At 48.0% G+C, this 17,024-nt stretch carries 10 protein-coding genes; 2 read left to right on the top strand and 8 right to left on the bottom strand.

Features of this window, described 5'->3' with window-relative positions:
* Positions 1–801 precede the first annotated feature (801 nt).
* Genes BST96_RS16130 through BST96_RS16110 form a run of 5 tightly spaced genes read right to left on the bottom strand, consistent with a single transcriptional unit; the run spans position 802 to position 8,211 of the window.
* Positions 802–2,787, bottom strand: a complete 1,986-nt coding sequence (locus BST96_RS16130) for a preprotein translocase subunit SecA (protein ID WP_206045355.1) — start codon at positions 2,785–2,787, stop codon at positions 802–804.
* Positions 2,780–4,549 carry a peptidase M50 gene (locus BST96_RS16125; RefSeq protein WP_157117991.1) on the bottom strand — a complete coding sequence of 590 codons (1,770 nt, stop codon included), beginning with the start codon at positions 4,547–4,549 and terminating at the stop codon, positions 2,780–2,782. The genes BST96_RS16130 and BST96_RS16125 overlap by 8 nt, the downstream gene beginning before the upstream one ends.
* Complete coding sequence (locus BST96_RS16120; RefSeq protein ID WP_085759685.1) at positions 4,495–4,929, bottom strand: PqqD family peptide modification chaperone; 435 nt, start codon at positions 4,927–4,929, stop codon at positions 4,495–4,497. Before BST96_RS16120 ends, BST96_RS16125 begins: the two co-directional genes overlap by 55 nt.
* 13 nt (positions 4,930–4,942) lie before the next feature.
* Complete coding sequence (locus tag BST96_RS16115) at positions 4,943–6,817, bottom strand: GAF domain-containing protein (RefSeq protein ID WP_085759684.1); 1,875 nt, start codon at positions 6,815–6,817, stop codon at positions 4,943–4,945.
* A gap of 56 nt (positions 6,818–6,873) precedes the next feature.
* The gene (locus BST96_RS16110; protein ID WP_085759683.1) at positions 6,874–8,211 is read right to left on the bottom strand and encodes a TolC family outer membrane protein; all 1,338 of its coding nucleotides are present in this window, start codon (positions 8,209–8,211) and stop codon (positions 6,874–6,876) included.
* 328 nt (positions 8,212–8,539) lie between these two features.
* Here BST96_RS16110 and BST96_RS16105 point away from each other — a divergent pair, with 328 nt between their 5' ends.
* Together BST96_RS16105 and BST96_RS16100 are read left to right on the top strand one after the other, a co-directional pair.
* A complete protein-coding gene (locus BST96_RS16105; RefSeq protein ID WP_085759682.1) occupies positions 8,540–9,202 on the top strand; it encodes a transglutaminase-like cysteine peptidase in 663 nt (220 codons plus the stop codon).
* A 28-nt stretch (positions 9,203–9,230) separates the two neighbouring features.
* Positions 9,231–11,135 (top strand): bifunctional diguanylate cyclase/phosphodiesterase, encoded by a 1,905-nt coding sequence (locus tag BST96_RS16100; protein ID WP_085759681.1) that lies wholly within the window; start codon positions 9,231–9,233, stop codon positions 11,133–11,135.
* Positions 11,136–11,194: 59 nt separating this feature from the next.
* On the opposite strand, the gene BST96_RS16095 is transcribed toward BST96_RS16100, so the two are convergent.
* The 3 genes from BST96_RS16095 to BST96_RS16085 form a co-directional block, all read right to left on the bottom strand.
* On the bottom strand, positions 11,195–13,048 hold the full coding sequence (locus BST96_RS16095; protein ID WP_085759680.1) for an outer membrane protein assembly factor BamB family protein: 1,854 nt from the start codon (positions 13,046–13,048) through the stop codon (positions 11,195–11,197).
* Positions 13,049–13,201: 153 nt separating this feature from the next.
* Positions 13,202–15,520, bottom strand: coding sequence for a TonB-dependent receptor (locus BST96_RS16090; RefSeq protein ID WP_085759679.1), 2,319 nt, complete (start codon positions 15,518–15,520; stop codon positions 13,202–13,204).
* Positions 15,521–15,659: 139 nt separating this feature from the next.
* Positions 15,660–17,018, bottom strand: a complete 1,359-nt coding sequence (locus BST96_RS16085; protein ID WP_085759678.1) for an aromatic ring-hydroxylating oxygenase subunit alpha — start codon at positions 17,016–17,018, stop codon at positions 15,660–15,662.
* Positions 17,019–17,024 lie beyond the last annotated feature (6 nt).

The raw sequence follows: 17,024 nt of genomic DNA, 5'->3' as shown, positions 1-17,024 counted from the left end.
TAGCAAAAACTCATTTTTGACTTTTTATTGTTCTCTCTGCCTTTTTGCAATTAATAATCTGGCAGATAACCCTAAAACACCTTTCTACATTTTTATTCAGTGCTTGCATTAGCACCTAAGTAGTTCATTTTTTATCAAGGCAACCCTTTAGCGATTGCTTGAGTTGCATGAAAAAACGTTTTTTATCATTTTTAAACTACAAAAAACTTCCAGGCTGAAAGCAATTGGAAGAAATTTGCTGGCAAAATGTATTCAATACTTTGTTATTTCTGTTCATTCCCGGTACCAGCTTGTTGCCAATGACCAAGTCATTAATATCTAACAAAATTACTGCTGCTAAAGGGCCGGTATATGTACCTATATTCGCCTGAAACCGGCGTAGCACCTATGTCCGAACTGTCAAGATACTATCGAAAGAATATGGCCAAAACAAACGATTTTCCTGCAATTAAATACCAAATAGCGCTCGATAACGCTGCAGGCCACGTAAATCGCGAGCTCAGGGGGCCAAAATCAGCTAAAAAAAATATTCATTTGAGGTGGAAAATACGTATATCTGAACTAGCGGAGGGTCGACATTCTACTAATTTGCGGCTTGGGCAGCCGCCGAATCAGCCCCTGATAAGGGCTGTTAGAGGAGTTAAAACCGTACGATTTTTAGCCTGACAGAGGATAACGATAAATAGCTTTAAGGGGGTCAAAATTACCAGCAGACAATGATCTGCTAAAGAAAATTTAGTCATTAAAAATAATTAACAGCGTGAAAATAGCGCAGCAAAAAATACTCCTCCTGAATAATTTTTACTCACCTCGACCAGAAAAAGATAATAGATCACTGAGGTTGTCGTCATACTTGAGTAAATCTTGACGAATACGACGGTGATGTTTTTCGGCACTGCGCTGGGCATAGCTAACGATTAAATTCCCCAACCACTGTGGCAAGGGCTCTGTTCGTCTGGCGAAAAATTTTGCTAAACGGTCACCAAACACATTGTCGATAAAATCATCTTCAAGAGAGACAATGGTTTGATAACTGCCAGGATCACCCTGCCGCGCACCGCGACCAAACAGCTGCCGATCAATTCGGCGGGCATCGTGTCGCTCGGTGGCCAGCACATGCAAACCACCTCGTTCGGTGACCCCTGGAAACAATTCAATATCGGTTCCCCTGCCCGCCATATTGGTTGCCACTGTAATGGCTCCTACACGACCCGCCTGGGAAACAATTTGGGATTCTAAATGATCTTGCCGTGCATTTAGGATTTGATGCTGTAAATTTTCTGCATTGAGCAGGCCGCTTAAATGCTCAGAACTTTGCACCGATTTAGCCCCAATTAATAGCGGCCTGCCCTCGTCATGTATGTCTTTAATGATGTCGATAATTTTTCGCCATTTTTGCCGCTCTGTAGCATAAACAAAATCAGGGCAAGCTTTACGCTGAACAGGATTATGGGTGGGTATTTTTTCTACGGATAATTGATAGACACTGGTTAATTCCTGAGTAACTTCTGCAGCGGTCCCAGTCATTCCCGCCAGATGTAAATAGCGGCGAAAAAATCGCTGGTAACTAATTCTGGCCAACGTTTCCTGACGACCAGAAATCGCACAGCCCTCTTTGACTTCTATCATCTGATGCAAGCCTCGCTCCCAAGAGCGGTCTGGCATTACCCTGCCGGTACTCTCATCAATGATCTGCACTTTGCCGTCTTTGACTAAATAGTGTTGATCTTTTTGATAGTAATGCAGTGCCGATAACGCCTGCTTGATTAATTCATCACGTCTGCGAGTGCCACTCCACACGCCACCTAAACCACGGGTCAGGGTTAACAATTGCGCCTTGCCATAATCGGTAAGTTGGATACGGCTGGTACTGGTCGACAAGTTAAAGTCCTGTTTATGCCGCAACTGCTTTGCAATATGTATTGCCTGCTGAAACAAGGTTTCTTCCTGTTCCATTTTGGTGGTGTTGGAAATAATCAAAGGGGTTCGCGCTTCATCAATTAAAACACTGTCGGCCTCATCCACAATGGCAAAGCACAAGCCCCGCATTAATAGGCGACTGGTTTTGGGGCGGCCCTGGTAAAGCCCTTCCAACTGCAAGTGCAGCGGGCGACTTTCCTGCTCCAATAACATGCGGTCTTTAAGGTAATCAAAGACCAACTGTTTATTGGTGCAGTAAGTAATATCGCAGGCATAAGCGGCCTGGCGCTGCTCGGTGCTTGAATCTTCCAGTACCGTGCCAACGGTCAGGCCCAAGGCCTCATAAATAGCTGACATCCACTTGCTATCCCTGGCCACCAGGAAGTCATTCACGGTAACCACATGCACTGGAATACCAGCCAGTGCAGCGGTACAAGCTGGCAGTGTTGCCGTCAGGGTTTTACCTTCACCGGTTTCCATTTCGGCAATTTTGCCCCTTAGCATAGCCCAGCCACCATAGAGCTGGACATTGTGGTGGCGCATACTCAGGGTACGGGAACTGACTTCACGGATTAAGGCAAAGGACTCGGCCACCAGCTTATCTTGTAAGCCTTCACTATAAAGACGCTTACGCAGGTCAATAACCTGCGCCCGTAAGCCCTTATCGTCCAGCGCATCCAAGCCTTCTGCAGCCTGATTGACGGCATCGATAAACTGCTGGTCATCGAGACTGCCACTATATATATACTGGCGAATAAAGCCGCCAATTTTATCGGCGGTACGGTCAAACCAACCCTCGCGGCTATCTTCCCGCTGAGGGTAGTTACCCATGGCGCTACCGGGGCGCAGTAAGGCGGCGCTAAACACCAAATTGCCTCAGGAATAGCTGCCTTAAACTGCGCCAGGCCTGAAGGCCCAATGGGCGGTAGCCATGGTCAAGGCGGACATAAACCCTGGCGCCAAGATATTCTGTCCGAGCCTCATCAGGTAATTCAATTTCAATCTCAAAGACCGGTTCAAGGGTGGTACGACCATTGCTATCTGAAGGAGATATTGCAAACTCACCACCACCTGACAAACCCAGCGCTGCGGTCGGTAATTGGTTGGTACCACCAAATACTTCTCTGACCATAGATGCCGGATATGACTGCCCTTGCCAGGAGGCCGGGATAATATCAACCTTGCTGACCCCCTCTCGAACCAAACCAATATCATCCTGTGAGACCACAGCCCTTACCACTGCATGATCCTCCGGATTAATCACAAAGGCGACCAGATCACCCTGCTGAACAAAGCGGCCAGGGAAATCCTGAGCTTCGGGCACAATAAATAAGCCATCACGGGTGCTTCTAATCAACAGTGACTCAACCCGCTCTTTAGCTCGGTTAAGGTCTTCATTAATCACCGCCAATTCTTCACGGATAATACCGGCCTCAACCAGATCGACAGTTTGTGCCGCTCTTAACTGTAATTCAGTTTGCTTCTTTCTGGCTTCCAGGGTTTTTACCCTGGATGAAACAAAGGGATCACGGGTACGAATAATTGGCTGACCTGCTTTGACCCAGCTTCGCTCCTCAACTAATAACTCCACCACAAAACCATTGGTATCAGCACGAACCTGAGATTTGTCCGAAGGCCAGGTCACCCCTTCCACTTTGGTCCAGTAAGGTGCCGGCATTAAAAACAGCAAAAAGATCACTGCCGCAACAAAAACCGCCGCCACACTATTGGCACGGCGCCGACCTGACCTGAGCTTGGGACTGTTAAACATAAATTTCATAGACTTGCCTATCGGGATAATTGCCTGGGTAATCACCGCCCAGGATGCCAGAATCACACCAACGGCAAAAAAACGGCCGCCGATATAGATCACAATGACAAACATAATATAGATACGATATAGAAACGCCGCTATGCCATAACCGACAAACCAACCTCGTTCCCAGTTACTGGTTGCCGGAGATTCAGCATCATTGATACCCAGCGGATAACGCTGGATTAAATAACCCAGATACTGAGTTGAGCGGGCTCCCAGATTGGGAATTTCTATCGCATCGGAAAATACATAATAGCCATCAAAGCGCAGCAAGGGGTTGCCGTTAAATAGCAGCGTTGATACGCCACTGATCAAAATAACGTTATAGGCAATGGCATGGGCTGCGCCGCTTTCCACGGTTAACCAAACAAATAAAGCTAGCGAGCCAAGAAACATTTCAACGGCGATACCGGCAGCACCAACCGCCATGCGCTTACGCTTATCGCGAAAGCCCGAAATAGAGCTTACATCCACATAAGGCACCGGCATCAATACCAAAAACATCACGCCAATCTCATGGACCTCACCGCCATACATCTTGGCCAGATAGGCATGCCCCAACTCATGTAGTGCTTTGACTACCGGGTAGATCAGCCATAGCAGAATAATATTTTCGGCGGTTAAGGCACGATCAACCACGTTTTCGGTTAACTCAGACCAGTTCACCATGGCCAACACTGCGGCAGTAATCACCACCGCCAACCACACCACCACCGTAAACCGGTTCAGGAATACCCTGGCTATGGGCAGGGTTCGTTCTAGAAATTTATCTGGGTCAAACAGCGGGATACGAATTGCCAGCGGGGTCCACAATCGTTGCTTAATTGTGCTGCGCTTTTGGCGCTGGTAGCGCCGGAATAATTCACGACTATCGGGGTTGCATCGGTAATCAATGCATCGGCGCTATGTAACTGGCCCAGCAAGCGAATCACTTCATCTTGCGCGGGAGCCTGATCGCCGGCCTCTTCCGTCACGGCATCCCATAATTGCTGCACCGTTCGCGTGCCATCCATCAAACCGATAAATTTATAAACGGCGGGGCTAAAGCGCTGGGAGCGGCCCGAGACATGATCTTGCAGGATATACCAGATACGGTCGCGGTATTCATGGCGATGTATTTCTACATGGCTGCGTAACCGGGGAACCAGATCAGCGACACGATACCAGGACGGGCTAAAAAGTGAGTCCACCATAGATCACCCGATCTCAGGGCCACCAGGACCAGAAAAACATTCGAATCCAATGGGTAATTTTATAGGTCCAGATCCAGATCAGTTTGCGCTGCTCTATCTCTATTTTTGCAACCCCTTCCATACCGGGCCTGAATAAAGGTGTGACATCGCTATCTAAACTAGCCTCCACTCGAAAGTAGTTTCTACCCTCTTCGGCACTGGACAACGGAGTGATTTTTTTTACCGTAACCATCAGTACATCTTCCGGCGCACTGCTGAGCACCAATTTACCCGTTTGCTGCTCTGCCAATTCGGCGATATCGCGCTCGTCGACTTCAAGAATAACCCGGTAGGAGTCCAGTGGCGCCACTTCAAATAAAACATCTCCGCGTTCCACCGGAGCCCCCAGCGACTGACTTAAATCACCGCTAACAATAAAACTGTCAAAGGGGGCAACCACCCGAATACGGTCAAGCTGCTCATCCAGTAAGGCAATTTCTGCATCGGCCTGAGAAATCTGGGCGGTAATTATCTGCGCCTTGGCACGGTCATAATCTGCCTGAGCTTCACTATATTCGCGCTGGCTTTTAAGTTTTTGCCCTTTCCATTTTAAACGCTCCAGACGCAGGTCTCGATCATCCAGGCTAAACAGCAAATCACCCTGTTTAACAATATCCCCCGCCCGGGCTTGCGCATCAACAATATAGCCTGCAACCGGTACTGCAATAGAGCGTTGAATAGTCCCTTCAAGACGGGCATCCGCTGTCACCCGATAATCGCCTTCGGCAAAACTGAAAAACAGCACCACCAGCAATAATAATGACGCGGCAAACTTCAACCCCATATGTTTAGGGCCATATAATTTGCGCAGTTGCGCGCCTGCACTCTCGCCTACCTTTTGGCCAATCCAGCGGTCATCTTTGCGCTTGGCTTCCAGCAGCGGCCCAATTAAGGAAGCGGCATGCTCACAGAGTTCAACGGTCGCCTTGTCAAAGGGCTCGCCTTCGGGGCGTTCCAAAACCAGAGCGCCTAAAAACTTATCACCCTCGGTCAGGGGAATGGTACATAACACCCCGCTGCCTTCCTCTTTGGCCAGAGCTTCATGAGCACGGGTAACCTGTATCGAGTCGGGGTCATTGGGTGGATAAACAATGGTGGCATGTTGGTCGATAGACTCATCCATCACCGCTTCAATACTGCGCACAAGGTTGGCTTTTTTACCCACCGTGGCGGTATGAGATAAGGCATAAAGCTGGGTATGCTGGCCCTTTAAAAAACCGATAGCTGCCCGCTCACATCCCAACAGGGTTGCCAGTTCTGTAGCAACGGCAGTGGCGGCAGCAATAAACTGTTGATGGTGCAAACTGGTCGCAACCAACTCCAGCACCGTCACCAAACGATCTGAAGAGGTAAATTTATTGCGACGTATATTGACCTCCAGCCAACCTGCTCCCCAGGCCAATTGACTGGCAATTTCCTCTAAACGCTGTTCATTAACATGAGAGACTTCAAAGGCTACGGCACCGCAAATCTGGCCGTCAACAATCAATGGGGAAGCCACGGCATGCGTTTTGGGGGATTTATCTTCAGCGGTCCTTTTGGCGTGCTTTACTACTGGCTCGCGCTGGCTAATGACTTCCTGCACTGCCGCTATCAGCATGGGCGAACCCAGTGAACCGGCGGGCCATAATGCCGTGGGCTCAAAGGGCCCCTGGTCCGGCGTACCAAAAACTACCGCCGCCGTTAAAGCCTCATCACCAATTAACTGTGACTGTACCTGCAACCAGGCCGCGGAAAAGGATTTGGGATCGTAAGAATCCTTAAGGGTTGACCACTGCTCATCAGCACTGGCCGGCGCTGTGACAACGGGAGCGTCATCACTACTATCTGGCCCAAGTTCATCTGCCACAATATTTTCCCCAAGATGTATTACGTACTACCACTACCATAAAGCCAAACCACCGCTTACAACGAGGGTTCCAGCCAGCCATTGACTGTGGCCAAATCATCTGCAACCAACACGCCGGTAGCGCGTTTTAACCGCACATAATTAATCGCATAATCATTGCGTACAGCAATATAAGCCTGGCGAGCTTTAGCCAGATCTTGCTCTGCGTCGAGTACCGCCATCATATTATACAAACCCGACTGCAAACCTTTTTGCTTGCTCTTTAATACATTCTCTTGTGCTGTTAGTGCACGCTTTAAGGCTTTGGTTTGGGCAATATTAGCCACCACACCATGGAACGACGACTGCACTTCATTTTTAACATCACGCTTGATGAGATATACATCTTCTTGTGCCTTATACATCATCTGGGCAGCCTCTTTGCTGCGCGATGATACAACTCCACCTTCATAGAGAGGCATCTCCAAACGAAGAATAATATCTTCTGTTTCTACGCGGCTACCACCACCGTAGAGCGAGCCATCGGTATCCTGATCGTAAGCATTGAACTCCAACATCAGCGAGGGGTAGTGTCCGGCTTTTTGCGCTTTAATTTCATAACGCGCCTCTTCAAGAATTTTTTCAGCCACAGCTACATCCGGGTTATTACTAATACCCCGGGTAATCCACTCAGATGAACTTGCCGGGCTGGGCATATCTTGTGGCGCCTCTTCTCTAATTGCTGCCAGAGGGCCAGACAAACCACCAATAATTTCCATCAAATTATAGCGGGCATCATCGTAGAGTTTTTGGTATTCCACTTCTCTGGCTACAGCCGCCAAATAGCGAGCATCCGCTTCATCCACATCAGTCATGCGGCCAATACCGGACTTGGCACTTTTTTGTGCATAGTTCAGGTGGCCAAACAGTGCCTCTTTCTCTGCACCAATGGCATTAAGTTGTTCACGGGCTTTAATCTGTTCGAAATAAGCTTGCGACACACGCAGCAATAAATCCTGGCTGGCCTGATCAAATTGCAGCAAAGAGCGCTGGGAAGTCACCTTGGACTGATTAAAGCGCATCCAGTATTCGTAGTCGAAAATAGACTGGGATAAGGTCAGCGTGCTGGTGGTCGTATCATAATTAGAACTACCAGAGCCAAAGACATTATTATCTGACTCTTTAATATCCTGATCAGTTTCTTTTTCTTCATAGGATATGGAAAGATTGGGTAATAAACGGGACCTGGCCTGAATATAGCGCTCAGACAATGCATCGCGCTCATAACCCGCCCCTAAAAAGGTTGGGTCCGAAAGCAAAGCCTTATCCAGAATTTCAAGCAGGTTTTCAGCCTGTAGATGACTACCCGCAAAAGCCAGGGGTAATACCAGGGTATATTTTAAAGCATTAAACATCGTGCTATCTCCAGTACCTGTACTCACCCATGAAGTCAGGATAATTATTGTTGCAAACTTACTCCCCAGACTGTAAATCCTGCAAAAAGCAGCAAAACAGGCTTTGAAGAGGTGAAGCAGTTAATGATTGAGTCAGGGTAAAGAACAGGCCTGTTTTATTGAGTTTTCAGCCCTTACCCTAATTTTATCTATCTGACACATTATTAGTACTACAATGTAGTAGAACAGTAGTAAATATACAACCAAGTGAAACACCCGAAAATACGCTGCTAAGCACCTGCCCAAAGCAGTTGATTGACTCGATTAGACGGACTTAGGTTTACTCTGTATGACCCTACTCCCCCACTCCGCCAGAGCAGGCCTTATGGCTGCGCTGCTATTGGCCCTGATCACCGCTGCCAGTACGAATTTTAATCGTATTTTGCAACTGGCTGAGCAGCGTTATGGGCAGCCGGGCCTGGAGATGTTAAGCCAATGGCAATTGCTGCTAAACGATAGCAGCAGCCTGTCAGAACAACAGAAGCTGGACCGAATCAATCACTTTTTTAACCAGCATATTCAGTGGCAAACGGACCAATCTATCTGGCAAATGGATGATTACTGGGCAACACCCTTAGAATCTATGGGGATAAGCAAAGGGGACTGCGAGGACTTTACCATTGCCAAATATATTTCACTGCTGGCCCTTGATGTGCCGATTAATAAATTGCGCATTACCTATGTGCGGGCGGTGATCGACCAACAGCCACAGGCCCATATGGTATTAAGCTATTACGCAAGCCCTGATGCCGAGCCGCTGATTTTGGATAATGTAACACCCACTATTTTACCTGCATCACAGCGCAGTGACCTAACACCGGTGTATAGTTTCAATAGTGATGGGCTATGGTTGGGCGGCGCCAGCCAGTCCAGCGGCAGAAAGCCGGGCGTGGTGCTCTCGCGCTGGCGCAATTTATTATTTCGCCTGCAGACGGATGGCTTTGATTTATGACTAACCACAAAATATCAGGAACTTAACCATGTCACTGTATAAACAGCTTTGGGCAGCAGTGCTTCTGGTGATGTCAGTCTCATTTATTGCCAGCTTTATTGTTAGCAGCCTAAGCGCCAAAGACTATCTTGAGCAGCAACTGCAACTAAAAAATATCGATAACGCCAATATCCTTGCGGTCACCCTGTCCAATAGTGATTTTGATCCGGTGACCACCACACTGATGCTCACCTCCATTGCCAATAGCAGCCACTTACAATTATTGCAGCTACACTCCCCCACCGGTGAACTACTGGAAGAGTTTAACGATAATGCAGCGATTGAAGGGGTGCCGATCTGGCTGACCCAACTTATCAGTATCCATACCGAGCCTGTCACCACTCAAATCACCCGGGGCTGGAAACAGGCGGGGACGATTACCGTACAGAGCCACTCCAAATTTGCCTATCAGGCACTATGGGATAAAACCCAAACCTTAATGGGGTATTTTGCGCTTATTGCCTTATTAACCGGTGTTATCGGCTCCTTTGTGATTAGCATTATCTCCCGCCCACTGGCTGCGGTTGTCGATCAGGCCGCCGCGATTAGCCGCCGAGAATTTATCCATACCCCAGAGCCAAAGACGTTGGAGTTTCAGGCCATTGTGCGCTCTATGAACCAACTGTCGGGTGATGTAAGAACGATGCTTGAGCAGGAAAGCCAGCAACTGGCCCAATGGCAGCAGCAATCACAGACCGACACGGTTACTGGCCTGCTAAACCGGGAAGCTTTTATCGACAAGTTTAGTGCCCTTCTGGAACATAAAGATGAACAGTCTGCCGGTGTCGTTGTACTGGTTAGAATTATGAATCTGGCACAGCTCAATCGCAGCCATGGCCGGGTGATGATGGATGATTTTTTAACCGCATTGGCCAATACCTTAAGAACTCAAGACCACAACCGTTGCGACCGGATTATTGGCCGCCTCAATGGCTCTGATTTTATTTCTGTTATTACCAGCGATGACAAAGTTGAGCAGATCGCCCAGCGTTTACACCAGCATATTTTACAGCTTAGCCAACAATGGAAACTGGCAGAGTATTGCGACTTCCCCTGCGCCACTGCCCACTACTTTGCCAATGATCAATACACTGACATTATGACCAAGCTGGATAATGCCTTGATCACCGCAGAACTGGCAGCAGCAAACCATATTCAGCATGGCGATACTGTCGAACCCTCAGCGGTCAGCAGCAGACGCAACCACTGGCAGCAACTACTGGAAACAGCCTTCACCTACAACCAATTTGCCCTGGAGCACTTCCCCCTCAGGGGTAGCAATAATCAGTTAATACACTACGAGGCACCGGCAAGACTTATTCTTGAAGATGGCCAACAACTAACCGCGGGACAATTTCTACCCTGGGTTAGCCGTATGGGCTGGGGGCACAGGCTTGACCTTATTGTTAGTGAGCTAGCGATAGGCTGGATTAACGATATGCAGCAAGACGTTGGTGTCAACCTTTCCGCCGACCTATTAAGTAACAAAGACTATATTGTCGCCCTGCATAAACAACTACAGCCCTATAGCAATCTGGACAAGCTATGGCTGGAAATACCGGAGTATGCTGTTTATAACCAGTTTGAACAGTTCTCACTATTGTGCAAACTGCTTAAACCTCTGGGCTGCAAAATTGGTATTGAACATGTCGGCCAGGAAATTAGCCGTATTGGTCTATTAGCCGACCTGGGTATTCACTTTATTAAAATTGATAGTCAATTGATTCACCAAATTGATAGCAATCATGCTAACCAGATTGTGGTGCAGGGCCTTTGCGGTATTGTTCATTCGATTGGCTTAAAAGCCTATGCGGAAGGGGTGACTACGGAAGCGGAATGGTCGATGCTTAAAGGCCTGGGTATCAATGGTGGGACGGGGAAATATTTTAGCTGATTAATCAATGGGGCTAGCCGAATAGCTGCCCCATTATTAAGGGAATTTCTTAAGCTAAATTATTCTGCCAACCGAAACGCCAGCAGAACATTGCCCGGCATATGGAAATAAATACCATAACCGGAATTAACAAATAACATATCTTTATTAAACACCGGACCGGTAGCGCCCCCCATGGAACCACCCATGGCCTTATTACCGTTAAGTGCCGCAAACTCCACCGCACTATCAAAGTCCCAAATAATTTTACCGGTTTTACTATCATAGGCACGCAAGTGTCCATCCATTGAGCCACCTACCGCCGCACCGGGAATAGACGAAGCCGCTGCTGAAAGTCCAGAGTCACAAAACTTTTTACCGTCACAAATATCCGGTGTTTTGGTAAACCAGAGTTGCTTGCCGGTAGTAATATCCAGCGCAAACATACCCGGATAAGCTTCACCAGGCCAACGAGGACCACCATAAAAATCGGACATCGGCGCATAAAGCGTATCGCCTTCGACGGTCATACCAAAGTGAACACCACCTTGAATGCCGCCTCTACCGACTTTATTGCGCCAAAGTATTTTGCCGCCTTGATCAGGATCGAGGCCAAACACTTCACCGGACTTTTGACCGGCCAAAACAATATCCTTACCGGCACTGTTAGTCGCAATAATAGTGGCAGCACCAAAATCATAATCAGGGCCATCTTCCGGTGGGCAGTTAACCCGCTCTTTGGTTTCGCAGCCCATATTCCAGGCATCGCCACCGGTCATTTGTTGACGCCAGACAATGCTGCCATCTTTTAAGCTAAGGGCAAGAATAGCGTCGCTGGTATCGTTGGCCGGTGAGGAATAATTTTCACCGGTGCCGACATACATAACGCCTCTTTTCGTATCGATACTGGGAGAATTCCACACCGGGGAACCGGAGGGTGCAATTTGGTCAGTACCAATAGAATTTTTACCCACCACACGGGGCGGTTCATCAATGGTATAGCCTACCCATTTTTTATTACCGGTTTTAGCATCATAAGCGGCAACACCGCCACGAAAAGTACAACAGGCATAACTGGGGTCTGCCGCTTGCGTTACCTCTAATGAAGATAAGGGAACATATAAGGTGCCATCACTCAGTGCAGGGGCTGCGGTTAAGGTCAGGCTGGGGTGATCATCCGGGCGATCTTTCCAGCGCAGCTCACCGGTGACAGCATTAAGCGCATAAACATTACCGGCGATATCACCAAAAAATAATGAAGGGCTGGCACTCTCCCCCGCCTTCCAGGGTTCTATCACTATCGCATTGCGCACTTCCGCGGTGGTTTGGAAGGTCCAGCGAATACAGCCGGTTTCACGGTCTAACGCAAACACTGAGCCGTTTTGACTGCCAACATATACCGCACCACCGGCAATAGCAGGTTGTGAGCGCGCGCGAATGGCTTCCGGGTAAGCAAAGGCCCAGGCCAGTTCTAACTGATTAATATTACCAGCGTTAATCGAAGTAACTTCTTCGCCATAGTGGCGCTGGTTATTATTCTCCGCACTCCAACCGGCAGCTAGTGGTGGCGCATTAATATCAAACTCTGCCGCTTTGCCTTCACACTGTGGCGCTGGCGCGACCGTCTGTTGATTTAAACTCTGGCCGGTGAGGTATTCCGCCAATACCACTTTTTCGTTGTCACTTAATGCCTTGCCCTGTTGTTGCATAATCCCCTGATCCAGCGCACGGTAAACCGAGCTGGCTGCCATCAGGCGAATCAAGGTGAGCTCTGGCGCTTTGGCAACGCGGCCGCCATGACACATCTGGCAGTGTTTTTGATACAGCGCTTCACCGGCTGCTGATACCTTGGCAGCATTATCATCGACAGCCGCAGCTGTGGTTAATGGCAGCACCAGGCTTAGCCATAGGAATAATTGTTTGCTGAACTTCACGCAGCTTCCTCTCAATAGCTTTAAATGAGTAGACGCAGATTAACAGATAAGGCGCCATAAAAAAGGGCCGGCAAGCCGACCCTGATATAAAATATCTAAAATATATGGCGTCCTTGCCATTGCTCCCTTAACTGCAGGGAGCTTAAGAGACCTTTAGAATTTCACTTCTACTTCAAGACCGTAAGTTGCAGGGTTGCCGTAAGTAGAGAAATTCCACAAGTTAGCAACACTTAGACCTGAAGTCTGGTATTCCTCATCAGTCAGGTTACGACCAAATACTGAAACACGCAGCTTTTCATCATCAGCAATATAAGAAACACTGGCGTTTAACAACGTCACTTCTTCGTGCTTACTGGATTCACTATTGATAATGTCGTTATAGAAAGAATCGGTATAAGTCGCATTGGTATTCAGATCTAGCGAACCACCCAGGCCACTCAGAGGGATATTATAGGTAGCACCTAAGCTGGCTGTAGTCTCTGGCGTACGCTTAACATCAAAATCTGAACAGTCAACATCGGGCGTTGGCATAGGATTAGTCGAAGCATCACCATCACGGTCACACTGGAACTTATCATATTCCGAATCTTGCAAGCCCAAAGTACCATCGATAGTCAGCTGGTCAGTTGCCAACCACATAACATCGGCTTCAAGACCATAAGAGGTCACTTCACCGGCGTTAGTAATAATAGACTCTTGACCAACCCCCGGAACAGGTACAACTGAATCCACTTGCAAATCAGTATACTCAACCGCATAGGCAGCAACATTTAAACGAAGTGTATTATCCAGCAAGTCAGCCTTCATACCCACTTCAAAAGATTCTGCTTCTTCTGGTTCGAAGGCTGTAGCTGCAGATTCCAGAGTACCTGCCTGCTCATTAAAGCCACCGCTTTTAAAGCCGGTTGCAAACGATGCATAGAGCATAGTGGTATCATTTATCTGATGATCAATGCCTAAGCGATAAGTTATATCATCCCAGGAGTCAGACTCATCAACTCTAGCTTCTGTAGGAAAGAATAGCGGACTTAGCTGAAAATCTTTCTCTTCATCTGAATAACGGATACCCGCTGTGATCGAAGTCACCTCAGAAATACTGTAGCTACCTTCACCAAAGATAGCGAAAGCAGTCGCTTCCTGTGAACCATCAGCATCGGTTAAAACCCCGCCAACAGGAATCGTTGGGCCGCCCGCAAAGGGATGATCTGGACCAAGGCTAGTATAGTTCTCATAGTCCATATCATTTTGCTGATAGTAACCACCAACCACATAATCCAGGTTGTCGGTAGAGCCAGCAAAGCGAATTTCCTGACTGTAGGTATCACGGTATACCGAACGAATTGTCGCGTAAATAGCAAAAGGCTCGCCGACATAATCATTATAGTAATCTGAGTCTACACCACGGTAACCCGTTATAGAGGTCAAAGTACCGCCCATTACATCCCAGTTTAGTGTCAGGTAAACACCATCGACATCTTCCTGGTGGCCATCAGTATTTTTAGACTCGGCAAAACCATCTGTATGCTGATCGGGGGTTACCAAACCAGTTTTAAATGGATCGCCTAGCGGCCGATTAGCTGGTCCGCCAGCACCGCGGCCGGGGTAAGCGCCATAGAAAAACTTTTCTTCAGTCGTGGTATTTACAACCATAGGCGTATCACTATCGTCTTCGATATACTCCAGCGATAATAAGGCCTCAAACTCTTCACTTGGTGTCCATAATAACTTCGCGCGGGCAGCAAATAAATCCTGGCCACCGGCATCGCTGCCATCAAAGGTATTTTCATAGAAACCGTCGAAATCAAATTGCTGCATAGAAACACGGGCAGCTAAAGTATTTTCAACAATCGGTAAATCAGCGGCCAGCATAATATCCTGACGACCTTCGTTACCTAAACGCGCTTTGGCTTGTACGCCAAACTCACCGCTAGGCTTTTTAGTGGTGACATTAATAACACCACCAATGGTGTTTTTACCAAACAGCGTGCCCTGTGGGCCACGCAGAATTTCTACCTGCTCAATATCAAACATATCTAACAACGATGCTTGGTAGTGACCTAAATAGAAACCATCAACCGCTACCGTTACAGCAGGGTCAAAAGTAGAAGGGATATCACCGGTAGACACGCCACGAATAGCAATCGAGGCGGCGTTAAAACCAGGCACCGTACCGATGGTGACGTTAGGGGCATAATCGCCCATCTCACCCAGATTCTGGGCGAAGGTTTTTTGCAGCGCGCTTTCATCCATTACCGTTACAGCAACGGGCACATCTTGCAAACTTTCAGTTCTTTGACGAGCAGTAACCTGAACTTCTTCCAGCACGCGAGCGTCCTGTGCTTGTGCCATAGCGCTGATACCAGCTACTGGCAGCAACAATGAAGACAGTATTGCCATCCGCAATGGTGATTTCGGTTTAAACGATGACAAAGTGCGGGTCGCAGCCTTGCCTGATTCACTGTTGTTACGCATTTTCCAAGTCCCCCTTAAGGATTAGGTCTTTTATTATCAAAATTATCGATTAATGGTTTACTGCTATTAAACTTGAATCTTATTCAAGATTGAACCTGTTACTTGTTTTTGTCAAGCAAATATTTAAATATTATTCAAGTTATTCGTTTTCGCCCAGACGCCGCGCCAGCTCTACGTGGAAGTGCCTTAGACGCTGCTCTTGTTCGCCCCATAACTGGCCTTTAAAGCCCCGGCTGCGCATGCCCTTTTGCACCACTGGCAACAGGGCAGAATCCTGGCTTAATACCAGCCCAAGGCCGGCATCTTCGCCCATCGAGTAATACTCGATATTGGGCCTTTGCCCACCACTGATATCGAGATCTTCCGGCAAGCCCATCCAGGCTGGCGGGCTGTAATCGGGATCGTCAACCGGCAACAACATAGTCATGGTGTCGTAATAGAAACGCTCTGGGTCGGTCTCATGGGGTAGAAAGCGCATAAAGAACATGGCTTCTGGATGACAGCCTAATTGCACATTCGGGAAAATACCGGTGGCCCAACTATCGGACAGCTGGCCATCTTCAAAACGCTCGTAACCCAAACCCAGGCGTTCAGAGCGTTCACGTTTGCCTAATTGAATGGCGCGACGAACATCGGTGGCGGTACCCGTAAAACCTTCAGGGTCTACACCGGCATCCTGCAACATCATTTGCAGACCTTCGTTAACGGTAGTTTGATCGTGGAAACGCGGGCTGGGAATACCAAAAGGCACAATCATGCGACTGGCACCGTTGGGGTAAAGGTCGTACTGAACATTAAGGTCTGCCATTACACCGCGGGTTTCCGGGTGAACGGAATGCAGGTGATAACTTTCATAAAAAGCTTCGACGCCCACTTTCCAGTTTGAACCCCACTCGCTGCGCACCTGGCGAATCACTTTCATTTTATCGATTTGATAAGCTTCGAGATAACCTTCAGGCAAACCGATACTCTCAACCAAGGGTTCAGGTTTATCGCCCATATGGATAAAAATAATTCCGGCATGCTCTTCACAATGGACTGGCGTTAAGCCTGGACGATGAGCAACAACCTCGGGCTGAAATGTATCTTCATCGGTAATCCGGCGCAGGTCGCCGTTATTATGAAAACTCCAACTATGGAAAGGACAGACAAAGACTTTTTTATTACCGCGCTCTTCCCAAACCAGTTTGGAACCGCGGTGTTGGCAAACATTGTAAAAGGCTTTAATACCGTTATCGGTGCGAGTAACAATAATGGACTCGTCGCAGATATCAAAAAGAAAATAATCGTTGGGTTTGGCAAGGTCTGAACTAACACCGGCAATTAGCCAGCTATTAGTCCACATTTTATCCCATTCAAGGGCCTTGGCATCGCGACTAAAATAGTCGTCTTTGGAATAGCACTCGGTACCATTATCAACCGGCGGCAGTTTTGCCTCCAGTGACCCTGGCGGTGCTTGAGGATTAATTACAGCATCAGGTGTTTTCGGGCTGCTCATTATTGA

Origin of the sequence: Oceanicoccus sagamiensis, from assembly GCF_002117105.1 — a bacterium.
In the GTDB taxonomy this organism is placed as follows: Bacteria; Pseudomonadota; Gammaproteobacteria; order Pseudomonadales; family Dasaniaceae; genus Oceanicoccus; species Oceanicoccus sagamiensis.
The sequence above is the reverse complement of the archived record's forward strand: the minus strand, read 5'-3'. Positions and strand labels throughout refer to the sequence as shown.

Bases quoted from the DNA above. Each gene is read 5' to 3' on its own strand.
- BST96_RS16120 (WP_085759685.1), bottom strand. From the start codon at position 4,929: ATGGTGGACTCACTTTTTAGCCCGTCCTGGTATCGTGTCGCTGATCTG.
- BST96_RS16110 (WP_085759683.1), bottom strand. From the start codon at position 8,211: ATGTTTAATGCTTTAAAATATACCCTGGTATTACCCCTGGCTTTTGCG.
- BST96_RS16105 (WP_085759682.1), top strand. From the start codon at position 8,540: ATGACCCTACTCCCCCACTCCGCCAGAGCAGGCCTTATGGCTGCGCTG.
- BST96_RS16100 (WP_085759681.1), top strand. From the start codon at position 9,231: ATGTCACTGTATAAACAGCTTTGGGCAGCAGTGCTTCTGGTGATGTCA.
- BST96_RS16090 (WP_085759679.1), bottom strand. From the start codon at position 15,520: ATGCGTAACAACAGTGAATCAGGCAAGGCTGCGACCCGCACTTTGTCA.
- BST96_RS16085 (WP_085759678.1), bottom strand. From the start codon at position 17,018: ATGAGCAGCCCGAAAACACCTGATGCTGTAATTAATCCTCAAGCACCG.